Annotated in this window: 14 protein-coding genes; 1 reads left to right on the top strand and 13 read right to left on the bottom strand. The window is 35.6% G+C overall.

Features of this window, described 5'->3' with window-relative positions; all coding sequences use genetic code 11:
- Positions 1-42 precede the first annotated feature (42 nt).
- The 13 genes from icmT to SP041_RS00660 form a co-directional block, all read right to left on the bottom strand.
- A complete protein-coding gene (gene icmT, locus SP041_RS00600) occupies positions 43-288 on the bottom strand; it encodes an IcmT/TraK family protein (RefSeq protein WP_137297147.1) in 246 nt (81 codons plus the stop codon).
- A gap of 2 nt (positions 289-290) precedes the next feature.
- Complete coding sequence (locus SP041_RS00605) at positions 291-1,433, bottom strand: ATPase, T2SS/T4P/T4SS family (RefSeq protein ID WP_137297148.1); 1,143 nt, start codon at positions 1,431-1,433, stop codon at positions 291-293.
- Entirely contained in the window at positions 1,433-2,365 is a 933-nt protein-coding gene (locus tag SP041_RS00610; RefSeq protein ID WP_137297149.1) for a type IV secretory system conjugative DNA transfer family protein, read from the bottom strand. Before SP041_RS00610 ends, SP041_RS00605 begins: the two co-directional genes overlap by 1 nt.
- Positions 2,366-2,374: 9 nt before the next feature.
- Positions 2,375-2,878, bottom strand: coding sequence for a DotD/TraH family lipoprotein (locus tag SP041_RS00615; protein ID WP_137297150.1), 504 nt, complete (start codon positions 2,876-2,878; stop codon positions 2,375-2,377).
- 192 nt (positions 2,879-3,070) lie between these two features.
- Positions 3,071-6,064 carry an ATP-binding protein gene (locus SP041_RS00620; protein ID WP_137297151.1) on the bottom strand — a complete coding sequence of 998 codons (2,994 nt, stop codon included), beginning with the start codon at positions 6,062-6,064 and terminating at the stop codon, positions 3,071-3,073.
- A 10-nt stretch (positions 6,065-6,074) separates the two neighbouring features.
- Positions 6,075-6,335 carry a hypothetical protein gene (locus tag SP041_RS00625; protein ID WP_137297152.1) on the bottom strand — a complete coding sequence of 87 codons (261 nt, stop codon included), beginning with the start codon at positions 6,333-6,335 and terminating at the stop codon, positions 6,075-6,077.
- Between the two features lie 5 nt (positions 6,336-6,340).
- Complete coding sequence (locus SP041_RS00630; protein WP_137297153.1) at positions 6,341-7,528, bottom strand: hypothetical protein; 1,188 nt, start codon at positions 7,526-7,528, stop codon at positions 6,341-6,343.
- A 667-nt stretch (positions 7,529-8,195) separates the two neighbouring features.
- On the bottom strand, positions 8,196-9,086 hold the full coding sequence (locus tag SP041_RS00635; RefSeq protein ID WP_137297154.1) for a DMT family transporter: 891 nt from the start codon (positions 9,084-9,086) through the stop codon (positions 8,196-8,198).
- Positions 9,087-9,201: 115 nt separating this feature from the next.
- Positions 9,202-10,128, bottom strand: coding sequence for a hypothetical protein (locus tag SP041_RS00640; RefSeq protein ID WP_137297155.1), 927 nt, complete (start codon positions 10,126-10,128; stop codon positions 9,202-9,204).
- Between the two features lie 100 nt (positions 10,129-10,228).
- Complete coding sequence (locus SP041_RS00645) at positions 10,229-10,453, bottom strand: hypothetical protein (RefSeq protein ID WP_137297156.1); 225 nt, start codon at positions 10,451-10,453, stop codon at positions 10,229-10,231.
- A gap of 14 nt (positions 10,454-10,467) precedes the next feature.
- Positions 10,468-14,271, bottom strand: coding sequence for an amino acid adenylation domain-containing protein (locus SP041_RS00650; RefSeq protein WP_137297157.1), 3,804 nt, complete (start codon positions 14,269-14,271; stop codon positions 10,468-10,470).
- Positions 14,272-15,301: 1,030 nt separating this feature from the next.
- Positions 15,302-15,943 (bottom strand): LuxR C-terminal-related transcriptional regulator, encoded by a 642-nt coding sequence (locus tag SP041_RS00655; RefSeq protein ID WP_137297158.1) that lies wholly within the window; start codon positions 15,941-15,943, stop codon positions 15,302-15,304.
- Positions 15,944-15,988: 45 nt separating this feature from the next.
- A complete protein-coding gene (locus SP041_RS00660; protein WP_137297159.1) occupies positions 15,989-16,810 on the bottom strand; it encodes an alpha/beta fold hydrolase in 822 nt (273 codons plus the stop codon).
- A gap of 160 nt (positions 16,811-16,970) precedes the next feature.
- Here SP041_RS00660 and SP041_RS00665 point away from each other — a divergent pair, with 160 nt between their 5' ends.
- Entirely contained in the window at positions 16,971-17,456 is a 486-nt protein-coding gene (locus SP041_RS00665; protein ID WP_137297160.1) for a MarR family transcriptional regulator, read from the top strand.
- Positions 17,457-17,634 lie beyond the last annotated feature (178 nt).

Genomic DNA, 17,634 nt, shown 5'->3' on the forward strand with positions numbered 1-17,634 from the left:
GGTTTTTGTTATAGTATGTCAGTGCGTGTTAGAGAACACTAACTATCTGAATTTTCTCCATGGAGGCCGAATAAACCTGTGATTTCCAACTATTTTAGACCTGATTGCTCTAAATAGCATAAGCACACTCATTCCTCTTTTTTCTAATATATACAGAATGACTATCATTCCTATAAGAAAATATAGCATCCCCAGTGAAGGGAATAGCAATAGGAGTAAGATCGGGGCTGCCATAATTCCATCAACACCAAGAAATTTAACTTTTTTAGCAATATTATTAGTTGGCATTGCTATTCTCCTTCTTCGTAGTTTTTCTTTTGTCGCTCGTAAGTGCTTTGGCTAATTATGCCTTCGGCATAATATCTCTCTACATCTACCATCATTGGTTTTCCAAACTTGTTCATCATTTCAGTTGCTGCAAAAGAAATGTCGTTTGCGTTTGCCAAGTGGTCGCGTATTTCCTTGTTGAATATAAGAAATTCTCTTATTGCAATTTTCTTTCCATCAACAGTTTTTATTAATCTTTGAGCTACAACTAAATTTAATGCGCGCACAATACTAAGCTTTGCTTGTTTCTGTAGCTCCTCTGGATATACCTCAACCATCCTTTGGATGGAGTCTGCCGCAGTGTTAGCATGAATAGTACTAAACACAACATGACCAGTTACACTTGCCTCTACGGTCGTTTTCATCGTCTCGTAATCTCGAGATTCACCGATAAGGATTGTCGTTGGTGCCATTCTTAATGCGTTCCTAAGGCCCCTTTGAAATGATAAGACATTCTTTCCCACTTCTAGCTGGGTAAATATAGAACCATTAGTCTCAACTTGGTCGAAAACAAATTCAATAGGTGATTCAATTGTAACCAAAACTCTGTCTTCACTAGGGTCTTCAAGCTGGTCTCTTAGCAGGCTGGCAAGTAATGTAGATTTACCATTGCCTGTTGCGCCAACGATTATGATTAGTCCTTGGTCAATGCCTTTACATAGATCAATGATGTCCTGTTCTACTTTTAATTCTACAACAGAAGGGATTATCGTTGGTATGGTTCGGAAAGTCATTGTGACAGTCGTTTGTCCACCTCTTTCACAAGAAACAATGTTAAGCCTAAACCTAAATCTTTTCTTTTTAGAGAACTCTGTGGTGGAAGACACTTCTTTCTTAAACTCATACAGGTAATCGATTTCTGTGGCTGAACCTAATAGGGATTTTGCATTTTCACCATATATTTCTGTAACTAAATCGTAGACTTCAGAGTAGCCCAATTTCTTTTTTGTTATCCATTCATTTCTACTGTGAACCTGCATAACAATAGGCATGCCACCAGAGATAAATAGATCACTGCCGCCCCTTTCTTGCATAATACAAAGTATGCTCTGAAGCTCTTTTGTATTTATTTGTCCAGGTAATTCGTAAGTGCAGGGGACAGTCATTATTTTGCATCTTCACTGTCTGCTGAATGCTTTACGCTGAACGACATTTCGTCAGGGTACCTCAAGGATTCTCTCCCATCCATGATCAGTGCTTTCCAGTTACTAGAATTATGATTAAGAGCTGCAGGTCTTGCAATTTTGATGGTTTTCTCATTGATTCTCATCATATTGCTGCCACCTGTGGCATTTTGAGAAGAGGAAACAACAACCGGTGAATTAATCATGCCCTTGTTGACAAGCTGCATATAGATTGCCATTCCCTTAAAGTCTTTGCCAAGTTTTCTTGAACGATAAGACATTTCCGAGTCAGCTTGTTTGTAACCTGCTAGCCAACCTTGTCTTACCCATTCTTTCCATTTAGCTTTTTCTTTGTCATTTTGTGGAAGTAATTTAACGTTCGGTTTTGTTACATTAACGTCTTGATCAAATAGTAGGTATTGTCTCCAGTTTGGAGCAACAGACACAAGCATTCCAGAACGATCAATTGAGTATTCATCTTCAATGATTGTCGCGATACTTGCATTGTCAGATATATGAACCCGGCTTTGTATTTTGGTGATTACAGGAGGTAAGAAGTGAAGCTCGCTTATTTCTCCACTAGACAGTTTCATTAGAGTATTGAAATCAAAATTCTTATCAAAATAAACAGATCTTTTTTCAATTTCTCCTTTGAACTCATTCATATAAAAAATATAGCCGTGTTGAGCGCCTAAAGCTAGGGCAGTGTTTCTTACTTCCCTAATTCTAACGTCATCTGAGCTAATCAAGCCCATTACAATGTTTTCATTTGCACCATCTTCAGAATATTCTAAATTCGAAAGTGTCTCTAGATCAATGCCATCATCTTGATATCCAATTCCTAATGATAAAACAGGAAGTGATGCCATAATTAGCGAAGACAAGATCGATATTTTTAGAGATTTAAATTTCATATCTCAGCCCTAGTTTAAATTGCGGTATCTCATGATATTTGAATGAAGCTCAATAATAACTTTCTCACCTGTTTGTAGGCCTAGTTCAATTAGCGCTTCATTTAAAGGCTGCCCTTTAATGTCAATATAGACCCATGGTTCTACTGCATTTTTTTTGCTATCAGAAATAAACTTATATCCTGCAGCCGCAGCGATTGCTCTTGTAGCTTTTACAGCAGGACCAGCGTATTGAAAGTCTCCAACTTTACTGAAGCCTTTTGGTACATTGGTCGCATTAATAAACCTTTCTTCATGCTGCTCTTTCGTCAATACCTTTTGGGCAATTGATTCTTGAGACTTAGCAAGAAGTCTTAGCTCATCTCTTGCTTCAATAGAAATAGTAACCAGTTCATCAAGTGCATTGCTGTTTGGTATTTTTAAATCTTGAGGTTTCTCGGTCTTATTAAAAGAACACCCTCCAAGTAGGACGACTGCTACCGAAATAGCTGTTGCTTTAAGGAAATTTTGATTCATCTTTATTTACCGGAATTTATTATTATTGATTTTAGAAGATACTAAACATTTAGCTCAAAAAATGCAATTATTATATTAAAAATGGGGTTTTATGGCATGTTTTATTGGCTGTGTTGTTTAAATTAATTGAGAAGACAAGTTAATGCCTTCTCAATAGATACTTTAGTTTTAAATCTATATAGATTTTTAGCTTTAACTATCTAGTGTATCAATTTTGTCCTTGTTTTTAATTATTAGGTCACGTTTCACATCCTCGTAAATGTTTTCATCTTCGTTTTCTGCGTCCATCCCTTTCGACTTAAGGAAATCTTTTGCACTACCACCAGGGAACTCACTCGCCAATATTCTTAAAGCATTATTTAAACCGATTTCTGAGGTCAACCTTTCTCTTAGATTAACATCTTCTTTAGTTGTGCTATAAGCCCATCTTTCTAGAGGTCCTAGTGTTAATCTAACAATTATTTCAATGCTGCCGCTATCTTTCAGTTCACCAATGTAGAGCATTGACGAGCCTTCTCTGCCTGGCCCAGTACAATATCTTTTAAGCTGTTTAATCGCATCATCACTTGGATTAAACTTATCCTTAATTTTTTTAATTGTCTCTTCTGTATTACCTTTAGACATTATGTAAATGTTATTCGCAAGTTCAATCATGTCATCATCGAAGTCATCAACCATTTGTGATAACAGGGAAATTTGAATGTTGAATTTACGACCTTCTCTAACATCTTGTAATGTTTGAAGCCTAACTCCTGGAGAGAATCTTGTTCTGTGATACTCATCCATACAGATTCTTTTAGAAACATTTTCGTCGGTATCTATTATTTTCTGATGATAAGACTTAAAGTAATCTGGAATTTCTTCGAGGACATCTTTATCTAAGTAAAAAGTTCTACATGTCACCTGTCTCGCAAGCATGTACATTAATCCAGTACGCTTCTTGGCTTGAGGAGAATTGCCTTTTGCTACGTCCTGAAGATCGATGCTACAAATTCTTGCCTCTCCAATATCAAACTTAGATGGGCTACTGATAATTGGATAATCTGAAGTAACAGATGAAAGCATGCTTTCAATAAGTTTTAATGTATTTTCTTGCCCAACAGAAGCATCACTGTAAATGTTTTTTATGTCTGCTGAAGAGTTAAGGACGGTTGTAGCGTCCGAAATATTGGGAACAGCGTACCTTTGTGCCATAACGGCCATTTGATATAAGTTGTTATCATATAAAAGAGTTGAAATTTTGTACCATGATACTTCTTCATCTTCTTCAATGTGAATACCAAGATCATCTAATGCATTATCAACTTCATCCAATGTTCCTTTTTCATACGGCTTCGGATATCTTTCTTCCGAGTAATAGCTGTACATTTCATCAATTAACTTGCTCGATATTTCTGGTAGTCTTGAAATAGGCGCAGAGCCTGCAGGCGTTAGCAAGTCTGTTAAAAAGTTAATTGCAAACTCTCTGTCCAATGAAACAGGGAATTGACACCCAAGCGGGGTATCCAAAATATTAATACAATACTCTTTCGTCATTTGAAGCTTGTAAGATTGTGCCAAATGCTTCAATTCTTTTGGTAGCGCTGACTTAATCAAGCTAACAAATGCAGATGAAGAGTATCCAATATCAATAATCGATATTCTAGGCAGTACCAGATTTTCTGGTGATGTTATTAGTGCAGTATTTAATGCAGACAAGAAAAAAGATTTACCCATGCCAGGGGGAGCAAAAGTTATGTCGAACCAAGCCGCCTGCTTAGAGCTACCTGGAGTGTATGGGTAAAGGTGATTACTAACAGTTCTTAGTAGACACGAACCTGTATCCCAAGGCGACGTCTGGTGTGTAACTGGCAGGATGGTGAAAGCATCTGTCATGCAAATAGGAAATGGGGTAGATATTTTCCTTCTTGACATGCATGGAACAGAATCCATCCATGCAGAAATTGGATCACCAAACTCCTCTAGCAATTCAACAGCACCCCAGTTAGATGCTTGTTGCATTATCATTTGCTTTCTTCTATTGGCTTGTCTTTCATCATCGGCCCAAGTACAAAATGTCATGGACCCCATTACCAGTGGTTCGCCTTCTCTTGCAAGTTCCATTAACTCTTCTGCAGCATCCCTGATAAGGCGATTGTCCGAAGAAAACATCGACAGGGCAGTTGCCATTGAGTTTTTATTTGCTACTTTTGATAGGACTTCTTTATGCCCCGTCTCCATGGTAAAAGAAAATCTCCATGGAATGGATTTATCAAGTTTCTCTATCAGTTCAGAAAAAGGCTTTGATTCCTGAGGAGGAAGATCAACTAAAATTGGTGCAATTACTTTCCCGCCCATCTTAATTAAAGAGCTGTCGTTGTCACTAACGCGAGGCCTTTGATTAAACAGTTGAAAAGCAATATTTGGATTCATAGTATGACTTGAATCTATGTCATTTCCAGCTTCTTTAGTCGACCTTATTTTTATTTTATCTCCAAGCAGAGATGCTTTCCACTGACTGCTTGTTACTTCAGCATTTATTTCAAATTTAATGCATCTAAGAGCTTCATGAACGTCCAATCTTTTAAATGCAGTATTAGATGCAGCAAGTGCATCTTCAAAGGTTGTTGTGAAGCCTAGGTGAATATCTCTTAACCCATCGATAGCAAAGTGAGGACTTAGCCCAAATTCACCAGGCTTAATTCCGATATTTAGGCCTTTAACTCTGTCTAATCTTTCCTTAAGTTCTTGTGATAATGTTTTACCTGTCAGTACAGACGGCAGTGTCGTAAGAACCATGTAGCAGTTTTCATAAGTAGTTCGCTCAGATAAAACTTTAGCTCGCTCCTTTATGATATCTTCCATATTAAGGTTTAGTCTTTTGAGAGATTTATAGACAGGGTCAAGACTCTGATCTACCTTTCTCTTAGATGAATATGGATCGTTGGTATAAAAAAAATCTATTTTGTACCCAGGCTTTCTTAATGTTCCTGAGAGGTCTTCAATTAAACCTAAGATTAGCTCTTTAAATCTTGCTGCACCAATTAGCTTGTATGATCCATTTATTTTTATAACAGTGGACATGCCGCCATCTTTGTTTACAAATGAAGAATCAGTCATGTCTTCTGAGTCATTTGTTTCTAAGTTGCAGTAGTCATACATTCCAGATTTGAAAAACTTATTCAAGGACCTTATGGCTGTATACATTGTTGTATCCTTATAGAGTTATTTGCTCTTCTTCTTCTTCTTGATTCGGGGCGCTTGATATTTTTGCTTTCAATTCTTCAAAAAAATCATTCAAGTATTTTTTTTGTTCTTCTGCAGGAGCAAGAAGGTGAGAGTCCATACCTAGTATCGCCTCTCTGTCTATTTCATTCGTATTCTGAGATGATACGAAATATAGAAATAGGTAGTCTTTATTGCATTTTTGTACCAGATCGGCAGGCACACTCCCAGACAGTATTTGTTCTAATATCATGACAGTTACCTTAAAAGGTTTTTCAGCGGTGGAATAAGGCCATTTCTTATTGCAATGTTGTTTGCATCTTTAATATCTGATGGTCGAACATATGCAGTTACTCTTCCTGTTCCGAAAGAGCCGGTGATAATGGAACCGTCTTTATAGAAAGCTTCTGCAGCATTTGCACAAGCTATTCTGTCATAAGCCCTCATATATGCAGCAGTAGCAGTGTTAATCGTTGGCTTAGCATTAAGGGGAGTTGCTATTCCTACCCATAGACAATCTAAAAAAATACTTCGTGTTAGTGAGAATTCATTTTCATCAGTATTTAAAGGTATTTTTAATCCTATGTCAGATAAGCTACACATAAATCCACCCTCAATTTTTATTTTTGAGAATCTTGAAATATGGATGATTTCTGGAAGAGTTGCCCATCTTCTTGCTACATTGGATCCGCTGCCGAAACTCTGATAGTCAATGAACTCTCTGTTTTGGCTTAAGACAGTTACTCTTAATAAAACTGCCTTTGTTTTACCTAGCTCAAGAAGGGCGCCAAGAATAGTTTTGGTTCCTTTTATTTGAATGTTGTCCTCATGGCCAAAAACACCAGAGAATTTCTTTTCTGGCAAAATCTCCCAATCATCACCGCCAGGGTAAGGCAGGCTCATTAACCATCTTGAGTACGCACCACGAGGAAAGATGAAGTTCATTGTCGTTGAGCCCTGAGGGGCATTACCGGTCATCTTTTGCATCGTTTGAGTTGATTGAGTTATTGCATTGTTTATTTCAAGCGAATGAACTCCTGATGGTTGTTTTTTTAATGAGCTAGAAGCAAGGTAATCTCTTAGCAAGTGAGGGATTCTGTACCCACATTCAGAAATGTTTATATTTAATTTGTTGTACAAATAATGTGAAAATCGAGTGAATACTTCTGAGAAGAATTTTACCTGTTCTTTTGGCTCATTTTCAAAGCCCAGCTCTCTTCCGTAGAAAGTATATGAATTCCTGAAGAACTGGTCATCAAACACATGGCCAAGTCTATTTAGATTTAGCCTTAGGTAGTCTCTCCAAAGAATATTTGTTATCCAGACTGCATCTGTTCTTAGATCTCCACGACTTTTGATTCTAAAAGGCGTACTGCCATTAATTGAAGCCCAGCCTGATGTTGCCATTTTAGAGTCATCAAAATGGCAAACTCCTACGTTTTGCATGTTATTACCTTTATTATTATCTTTATTGGCACTGCGTCTATTTATACCTTATTTTTTTGGTTGTTTCCAATAAAAGTGTTATAAAAAGTCAAAGGGCTAGGTTTCAGTTGTTAACGGATAATTAAATTTGTTTGGGAAGACAGTAGGGATTATCTTAAGAAATTAAGTTGGCAAATAACGGTGTTACTATAAGTTATTTTGTTTTAATGTCATGTTCGTTGGGGCGGGCCAGTCTCTAACGGTACGAGTATGCGAATACTCTTGATTGTAACAATGGGGATATTTTTAATTATTCATCGCCATCGATTACGCCAGTGCAAAAGAAGGCAAAGTTCTTTTTTAAAGTTTGTATATCGGTCACTACCGTTCAGCCTGTTAATCACGATTTACTTTTGTCGTTTTGTCTTAATGCACATATCTTTTCTGCAAATTTTTGTTGGGTTCAGCCAGCTTCATTACTTGAAATTCATTATTTAAATTATATTTAAGCAGATCTTAGTTTGCACTCTATGTTTTTAGATGTCATTTTAGGTGGGGTTTATTGCCAGAACGCTTATTCAAGGGCTGCAGATTTAGGAGTGTTATCGTTCTGAACTCAGACAAAAAAACGTTTTGATAGTCAAAGCTAGAGTGCGAAAAACTCATTCTATCAAAACGAAGTTAATAATTAAGTGGAAGAGTCATTTTTAGATTTTTTCGTCATTACTTGATTTATAAATAACGCAGAAAGAATAGTGGATAAAGCAATCCAGGTATTTGTGCTAATGTTTTCATTGGTCAACAGCGCGCCAATTAAAACACCAACGGCTGGAACAATGTAGTTAGTCATAGAAGTAAAGACAGGGCCGGTTCTTTTAATGCACATCATGTAAAGGTAATAAACAACTCCTGCACATATAGCTCCCAAATAAAGTACTGAGATTAACGCAATGGAAGATGTTTCTTTGTACTCAAAGGGAGTGGTTAATGTTGCGATGACTATTAACTGGATGCTAGCTGCAGAAAGTACATTTCTAGCTACAATTAAAGGATGCTCATTTCGGACTCGATTTAACAGTAATAATGCAATAGCAAAGCATATTGCAGCAACAATAATAGATAGAGAGCTAATAAGGTTAATGTCTCCTGTTCCAGCAGATAGTTGAGGATAAAACAATATTATTAAGCCACAAAACCCAACCACTACACTGATGGTGTTCGCAGCACTAATACTTGCGCCTTTTATAAAAACGGGTGTAAGTAGCAGAACGTAAAAAGGCAGTGTTCCCATCAATATTGCTGCGATAGAGCTATCTAGATCCTGTTGCCCCCATGGCACAAGAACAAATGGAATCGATGCCTCTAGGAGCCCAATAACGCTAAATAGCGCCCATTGTTTGCTTGAGCTCTTTACTCCTATTGCTTTGCAAATGACAATTAAAGTAATTGCACCAATTACTGCACGAATAGCGCCAATCCAAATGGGAGAGAAGCTTACCAAGGCAAGTTCCTGAAATATAAATTGAGACCCCCAAATAAATCCAATTGATAGAAGTATTAAGTAATTTTTTAAAACCATATTTAATCGCCTTTTTAGGGGTAAGAAAAAGAAACATCTTACATCCAGTTTAATTTAGCCCTCTTGTAGGGCAGCAGTATTATTTACATTAAAGTCACTATGTATGTGCATCGGCCTAGTGATCTCGAAAGATGCGGCTTGATTTTTTGAGTTTATCAGTAATTCCTTTGGTTCTAAGTGCATGCCAGAGAACAACAGCATTTATGCTAAGTATTGGTATGCCAATCATGGGTTCTAGTCGTTCTGCGATATGAATAAAGCTCATATTTGTACCGCACTGAACTATAGCATCCAGACCTCTTTCTTTTGCACTTAGCAGTTCCAATATGGAGCTTTCTTTAAGTTGGTCTGGAATATGAGCAATATGCTGTGTGTTGCCACAGGCAAGACCAACATCAACCAAGACGTCGTACCCTAGATCCTTAAACATCTTTTTAGCTGAAGCATTTCCCTTGTCTTCGAACGGAGTAATTATTCCTATCTTTTTTGCGTTGTATTTACCTAATGCGCTATTTATCGCATCATGGCATGTTGTCCACCCTAAGTCTGTTTCAGATACCATTTTTTTAATAGGTGAGGTTACTTCATCAATTCCATACAATATATGTTCTAGGCTCATTCCTAATATAATGTGTTCAGGATCAGATAAAAGAGCTGTATTCACAGATTCCTGCAACCCACTTAGAAATGCTTCTTTGTAACGCTCAAGGTCTTCCTTGTTTTGAATATCAGGGTTTGGTGTAACAACATTAGAGGTGTGAAATCCAATCTCGCGCAGAGATTTAGTCTCATTGTTATTGACTAGTATATTGCAAATCTCCTTTTCCATGGTCGTATTGGTTGCTGGTACAATAAGAGAGAACTTTGTATGTAAGTGCAATGGATCTTTATGGTGCTTGTTTCTATCTATTCCTCCAAAATCTTGAATTAGACTTCCATTTAAATAAACACCTTGCTTTGAGAAATTAGGTTTTATCACTTTATTACTTAATTTTGTATTTGAATTTTTCTTGTTGCTTTCATAAGGAGATATATTATTCATTATAATTCCTGTGTGATTTCTTGACTTAACCTTCACTTATAAATAAATGAAGGTTAATTATTAAATAAAACTTGTTTATTACATCTAGTTTTTCTAAAGCCTAATATTGTGGAACTTTTATTAAAATCTCTTGTTTTCCTTTGATTTCTGGTTCGTAAATTTCCTTATTCCAAAGTTCTTTACGTACAGGTTCCATTGACACAGATATGGCGTCATATGGACAAGATAATCTTTTGGAAATTATTTTAGATATTTCACTGGCAATATCTTCTTTATCCTCTGTTGAAATATCAACAGGAAAATGCTTAATTAGTATATGTGGCATAATCATACTCTCCTTTACGATGCTTTAGTTTTTATTGTATTTGTTGGATTTAATGGTTCAATAAACATTGATATTTCTTTAGAGCCTTCTTTAGAAAGTGCTTGATAATGATCATGTGTTAGGCTAAAAATATCAGGTTTAACCGAGCAATAATTATTACTTCCATCAATAAAAGAATAGTCATCTCCAATTGATTTTAGTATTGATATTGCAGCTTTTATGCTTCTTGTTTGCAATTCTTTGAATGTGTATTTAAAGTCATATGTCTCTTCAACAATTGAAACAATTCTTTCGATCGTGCCTGTATCTATTTCGGGTATACGACTCTTAATAAATTCAATAAATGTTTCTTTGCTGGAAACTAAACTTATGCACAAGTCGAGTTCATCTCCAGATATGCACCTAAAGAAAACGGAAAAAAGTATCGTTACAAATTTAATGTTTTTGTATGATGTGAGTTCTACGACATTGCAATGTGGAGTATATATTTTAGGGGAACCTGGAGCGATCATCGCTAAGTGTTTTACAGTGTCCCCGTTTTGCTCAAGTTGATATGCCGTTTCAAAGGCCACTTTAGCTCCAAAAGAATACCCCCATAAGTAGTATGGTCCAGTTTTTTGGATTTCCTTAATTGCCTTAATGTCAGCGGTAGCCATCTCTTTTATAGTGGAATAAGGGACTTCCCCTAAGTTAATGCCATATGACTGGATTCCATAAAAAGAACTATTAACACTTTCAGCTAAGTTCTTAAGGCCCATAGGATAGCCGCCAAGTCCCGGCCAACAGAATATTTTTTTGTCGCTACTAATACTGTTTAAATGAATGACTCTTGTCGCTTCAATGTCTTTGTTGTTTATTATGTGATCTTCAATTTTCTTTATCGTACAGCCATCGAAAAGTATTTGAAGGGGTAATGAGAGCTCCATTACTTCGTTTATTTTTGATATTAGCATTACTCCAGTTAATGAGTTTCCACCTGATGTAAAGAATTCATCATCTATCGATACATCGCAGTAATCTAATGTCGAAGCCCATAGGATAGCTAATTCTTTTTGTAATTTAGTTTTAGGTTCTATGACAATCAAATTGCCAAGATTAGAAGATTTTTCCCAAATCAATTTAAGCTCTTTATTGTCAACCTTACCATTTGGAGTTTGTGGGATTTCATGTAGTATTGATATATTGTTTGGAATCATGTGTGTTGGAAGTGTTCTCTTTAAGTCATCTTTAAGTATTTCTGTCGGTCCTCTTGAATGAATTAAATCTTCGTCCATTCCTTGCGAAAGGATTTGCTCTTCAGAAATAGGCCCACCAATTGCAACATATAATGCCCCTAATTTTTCGTTTCTTTCACCAAGTATCTCTTTTAGTCTAGTAGAGGCTAGTAAATCGTTTCCTGTTTTAGAACTGTATCCTGATGACATTAATCCAAAGCCTAAGTTGTTAAGTTGAATTTTTTGTAATTCTCTTCCTAACCAGATATATGAGTCCCACTTGTCTTCATCTCGTATTACCATGCAAATTGCGAAATGAGATTCATCATATACACTTTGATTTATTGCAATAACGTCTTTTTTTCTTATTGTTTTATCGGATATAATTTTAATTTCATTTTCATCTAGTTTATATATTCCTGATTTCATATCAGGAATTTTTGAATTGTTGTTTTGTAGGTAGAGTTCTACAGGAGAATTCTTTGAATGATTTTCCCCTTCTTTTAAGTTAAAGGAAGCAATGTGTAAAGAATCCGCGTCTTGCAGAATACCTTTAGGTAGTAAAGCTGTCTGTCGTAGTTCTTGAATATGCATGTTGTATTTTTTTAAAGTATCATCAAACATTCCGATAATATGTCCAGCTTCCATCTCTAAAACTTCTATTACGTTATTTTTGTATACAGAAGAAATAGCAGTAGTAATACCAATTAAGTGGACCTCTAATTTATATTCGCTATTAGATTTCCCCACAAGAGTGAATGTATGATTTATAGGGTTGTAATAATATGTGCCATCATCAATGCCAGTAATTCCTGTTAGTCCAATGTAGAGCTGAACAGCATAAAGAGCACCAGGTGAGGCATATGAGTACTTAGGTAAAAGTCTGGTTTTACTGCGGAATTGGCCAAACATCCTCATTATATGTCCAACATCTTCAATGGAATTATTGAATTTGGAACGTTCAATGTTTTTTGTGTCAGCAGAAATAAGATTTATTAAATCAATAGAGCAAATGTCCTTCCCTTTAAATGTTCTATATGTCTTACGTGCAAAAGCTTTCTTTGATTGATCTACATTTTCTTGCTTGCAAGGAAGATCTATTTTGATTTCATCTATAGGAAAACATCTCACGCCTGCATTAGAAAGTTGTGCTAATACTTGTGTTTTACTACTTTTAGATATGTGGTGACTTTGATCGAGTCCTTGATCCATAAGAGCTGCCTCTCTAGGATTGAGCTCAATGTAGGCAGTTAGTTCTTCAAACTCAGTTCGTTGATTTTTAGTTAAAATAACGCCTGCATTCTTCACCCAGTCATGGTTTTCTATAGAGACTTTGACCTCGTCTAGTTCAACCCTATATCCTCGCACCTTTACTTGATTGTCTTTTCTTGATACGAAGTTTATGTTTCCAAAAGGGTCTTTGTATCCTAAATCTCCAGTATGGTAAATAATATTGCCTAGTTCATTGCAAATAAACTTGTCTGCAGTTGACTTTGAGTTGTTGTGATATCCTGATGAAACTTGCGAGCCAGTTATGCAGATCTCACCGACTTCTTTGTCTAAAGCAATTTTATTGGAATCATTGATTATAAATATTTCTGTGTTTTTTACGGCAAGTCCTATAGGGATTACATCAGGATAGTCATCAAGTTCGTTTAGATTTACATTTAGGTAGGTTGCGTTAATGGTGCATTCGGTAGGGCCATAGAGATTTATTAGCTTTCTGCCAGGCATCTTTTCTTTGAAATCTAGGGCTAGCTTTTTGGTTAATGCTTCGCCCCCACAGTAGATCTCAGTTAAAGTGTTGCATGAATTAAACTCATCGCATGACAAAAGCGCTTTAAGGAGAGTGGGGACGCATTGGATTGATGTTATACCATGCATCTTTATGTTTGATATTATTTTATTTGGGTTTTTATATAGATCTGAATCACCGATAATAACAGTTGTGCCACAGCATACTGACAGAATTTCCCATTGTGCTGCGTCAAAACTGATTGGGGTTTTTTGAAGAATAGTTTTTTCTTCATTGATGCTTAGAGTTTCTGAAAGCCACTCCATTTGGTTTGTTATATTTTTATTGCTTATAGGTACGCCTTTAGGAACACCAGTGCTTCCTGAGGTATAGATCATATAAGCAGGGGCATCATCATGTGAATAAATATCAGTAAGAAAATTGTTTTTTGTTATTTTTTTGCTTACTAATTCCTCGTTAATCACAATAACTGTATTTTCATCAATAAAACCTTGGAGTTTATTTACATACTTTTGTTTTGTAAAAATAATTTTAATGTCAGAATCAGAAATCATATGTTCTACTCTGTTGTCTGGATACTCCGGTGATAGTGGTACGTATCCATTACCAGAGAATAATGCCCCAAAAACTCCAAAATACATGCTTTGATCTTGATCTGTGTATATTCCAATGTATTTGCCTTTATTGGAAGTAAGTTCATTTATAACCCTTGATAAAGATTCGGCTCCCAATGCTATGTCTTTATAGGTTAACTCCACTGAATTATTTTTTAAAATAATACGATTTGGATTACTTTGATACTGATCCATAAACATGGATACAATTCCTGCTTTATTTTTAGTTCTCATAAATAATAAGCCCAATAATTAAGATGAAAAGGATTGCTTGGAGTTTGAATTAATACACTTCAAACTTACGGGTTAAATTACTTTATATGACTAATAAATAAACCTACGATTGCCGTAGGTTTATTAAAATAATGAATAAAACATGAATATTTTTTTATGTAGATTTCTGCTGTTGAATGTGGTTTATTTTAATGAATAATGATTGTTTTATGTCTTGTTATGCTTAATAAAAGTGAATTTTAAGGGAAGTTTGTTGATGGCGTTTTAGTCACAAGAAAATAGATGCTGATACATTGGTCGATATTTTGAATTAATTAAATACTTCTATGAACTCAGAAGTATATTTAGATAAGTATAAAAAATGCGATATAAGTATGTATGGCCGTTTTCAAGCATATACAGATTTATTGCTCGACAATCCACTTTAACTTATTCGTATAAATTTCAATTTCTTAAGGGAGGAGGTTCCACATTATTAGTCATCGAAGTTGTTATTTTTGTTTGTTGAGCTTTTATATTTCAGCTAACTAGGTTTGCTTCAATGTGAGTAGGTGTTTTTTTAGATTGATATTTTTGTTGTTCGTAAAAGTTTAATTTTTCTGCCTAGGCTTCTGGTTAATTTAGATCGATTGCTTCTATTTAGCAGCAACTAGTGTATGTAATTTTCTTTTTCTATTAATCATTCAATAAGCTTAGCGTACTAAATCCTTTATTAACTAGGTCTTACTAGTTTTTGTTTTCACATCGTTTAATCTAGCTCACAAAGTTGATTTAAGGTTCAGTAATATTATATGTTGCTATGCAGTTAGATTGGAGACAACATTCAAAATCTCTATCATCAAAGTTTTGGGTATATAAGATGATTGATTAAGGTGTGAATCAGTACTTCAGGAATGTCGATAAACCCCCATGATTTTGAGTTATGAAGGTTTATATTCTACGTATCAAAACAAACTAATTTCTCTTAACTAATCGGCATTACTTCCATGGCTGTTTTTATTGAAGATATGCCAATTAATTATTTTATTTTTCAGAAGTGTTTATTATGTTTAAGTGGATAAATGTTTTCAAATCCTAACTGATAACAAAGAATTAGTAATTCTTGCGTTGTGTCTACCTTGAACTTGTTTTTAATATTACGAATGTGAAAGTCATAAGTGTGCTGTGAGAATTGTAGTTTTATTGATATCTTTTGTCTCTTATACCCTTTAATGAAGTAGTATAAAACTTTAGCCTCTGTTTTCGTTAATTTGTAGTCTCCGTATCCGCCAACCACTAAAGATTCACTGGCTCCCCCTAAGTTTGAATATTGAATATGCTTATTGTGTATTGATGCATTTGCTATAGTTCCTGATATATGACCAAAGGCATCATATATTCTAGTCTTACGAGTAAAGAGGTGTACATTAGATGTCCCATTTAGAGATTCTATAACTGGATAGTCCAGCCCAGCAATGATGTCTTTTTCATGCTTTCTGTATTTTTCACATTCGTGTGCCCATGGAAGGTCATAGTCAGATAACCCAATTAGCTTTTTTTGTGAAACTCCTGATAATTTAGAGAAAATAGTGTTAGATGCCACAAATTTGTGGTTATTATCCTTAACAATAAGAATATCGAAATTAAAGTCTATGAAAGGATTGGCTTTATATTTTTCAATTGTATCTTGCAAGATTTATCTCCTATTATTATTTTGGCTTATTGCTATCTACTAGGGCTAAAATGAGCTTGCGATGTTTGATAAGAATCTAAGGATTATGTTGTTGAATTCGTCGCTAGAGTCGACGTTGCTTAGATGTGCAGATCTATTAATATTTATATATGTTGAACCTTTAACTCTATTGGCCATCATCTTGCTGATTGCCTTGTCTGACATTGCATCTTCTTCACCGCTAATAAAGAGCATCGGAATTTTGATGTCTGCTAATTTTTCAGTGATGTCGAAGCTGGCAATTTCTGCAATTATATTTGCTAGAGAATTCCCATTAGCCATCGCAGCTTGATGGTGCCAAATTTTCTGAGTAATTATCCCATCTCTGGATTTAATGAAATTTAAATTAACCAAACTTGTCCAAGATTTTTCAAAACGCTTAATTGGCCCTTCGTTCTCCATCATGTCTCTAGCCCATTCGCTAGACATTACCTTAAATTCATTAGAAGACGTTTTGCAGAAACTATTGGATATAATTCCGTAAGAAAACAAACTTGGTTGGCTGGTGATGAGCTCCAATGCAACCATCCCGCCCAAAGAAACACCGCAGATTGCTAAATTCTCTAATTTCAAGTGTCGTATCAGCTCAAGTGTATCTGCAGCTATTTCAGTTACGCCAAATGGGCTTTCCACATTATCTGAAGCGCCATGACCAGCATGATCTGGCACAATCACCTGGAAGCCTGAAGATGTTAACGCCTCTAACTGAAAGGCAAAGGCTTGTCCGGTATTAGTCACTCCATGTAAGAGAAGAATAGGCATCCCCTCTCCATGAACAGTATAATAATTTCTTCTGGTTTGTAGTTTGTCTACTTGGTAATAGGCCATTGTTTCCTCTTCTTCTAAGTTTGAGGTTCGGTTAATTATTTTTATTTTAATGTAGCTCTACATCAAGATATATTAATATAGCTCTACGTCAAGATATATTAAAATAGCTCTACGTCAAGATAAATGATATTCTTCGAAAATAAACTAATAGGAGGATGAAATGGACAGAGCAGGTCGGGCAAGATTACAATGGCAGGCAGAACGGCCAGATATTGATAGCGACTCAATGAAACTTTTTGGTCGAATAGCTCAGCTTAATCAGTTGACGTTTCAGCATGTACTTACACCTTTTTTTAGTGAACATGGATTGCAAAGCGGTGAATTCGATGTTCTCGCAACATTAAGGCGTAGTGGGGCCCCTTATTCATTAACGCCAACAGAAATGTATGAAGATGCGCTAATATCTTCAGGAAGCATGACAAATAGAATTAATAGATTGACAAATGCAGGCCTGGTAAAAAGATCTGAAAATCCACAAGACAAACGTGGTGTGTTTGTCACATTGACAAATAAGGGGTTCAACCTAATTGATGGGCTAATGGTTCAACATGTCGAAAATTTAAAGAAAGTGTTGTCTCCGCTTGATGAACAAGAAAAGGAACAGTTGGGCAATATTTTATTGTCTTTAATAAAGGGATTTGACTGATATTTACGATTGCAATTGAATTAATACAAATATTCAAACCTATATTAAGCTTGAATTTGATGAATTGGTAGTTCGAGTCATTTTTATACAGTAGCGTTGCTTAGTATCGATAAACCAAAAACTGTGTATGAGATTCTAAGCGATGACTTTTACGGTAGCATCGGATGTTTCAAAGCTT

This window comes from Psychromonas sp. SP041 (assembly GCF_000470315.2).
Taxonomy (GTDB): Bacteria; Pseudomonadota; Gammaproteobacteria; order Enterobacterales; family Psychromonadaceae; genus Psychromonas.

Bases quoted from the DNA above. Each gene is read 5' to 3' on its own strand.
- icmT (WP_137297147.1), bottom strand. From the start codon at position 288: ATGCCAACTAATAATATTGCTAAAAAAGTTAAATTTCTTGGTGTTGAT.
- SP041_RS00605 (WP_137297148.1), bottom strand. From the start codon at position 1,433: ATGACTGTCCCCTGCACTTACGAATTACCTGGACAAATAAATACAAAA.
- SP041_RS00610 (WP_137297149.1), bottom strand. From the start codon at position 2,365: ATGAAATTTAAATCTCTAAAAATATCGATCTTGTCTTCGCTAATTATG.
- SP041_RS00615 (WP_137297150.1), bottom strand. From the start codon at position 2,878: ATGAATCAAAATTTCCTTAAAGCAACAGCTATTTCGGTAGCAGTCGTC.
- SP041_RS00620 (WP_137297151.1), bottom strand. From the start codon at position 6,064: ATGTATACAGCCATAAGGTCCTTGAATAAGTTTTTCAAATCTGGAATG.
- SP041_RS00625 (WP_137297152.1), bottom strand. From the start codon at position 6,335: ATGATATTAGAACAAATACTGTCTGGGAGTGTGCCTGCCGATCTGGTA.
- SP041_RS00630 (WP_137297153.1), bottom strand. From the start codon at position 7,528: ATGCAAAACGTAGGAGTTTGCCATTTTGATGACTCTAAAATGGCAACA.
- SP041_RS00635 (WP_137297154.1), bottom strand. From the start codon at position 9,086: ATGGTTTTAAAAAATTACTTAATACTTCTATCAATTGGATTTATTTGG.
- SP041_RS00640 (WP_137297155.1), bottom strand. From the start codon at position 10,128: ATGAATAATATATCTCCTTATGAAAGCAACAAGAAAAATTCAAATACA.
- SP041_RS00645 (WP_137297156.1), bottom strand. From the start codon at position 10,453: ATGCCACATATACTAATTAAGCATTTTCCTGTTGATATTTCAACAGAG.
- SP041_RS00650 (WP_137297157.1), bottom strand. From the start codon at position 14,271: ATGAGAACTAAAAATAAAGCAGGAATTGTATCCATGTTTATGGATCAG.
- SP041_RS00660 (WP_137297159.1), bottom strand. From the start codon at position 16,810: ATGGCCTATTACCAAGTAGACAAACTACAAACCAGAAGAAATTATTAT.
- SP041_RS00665 (WP_137297160.1), top strand. From the start codon at position 16,971: ATGGACAGAGCAGGTCGGGCAAGATTACAATGGCAGGCAGAACGGCCA.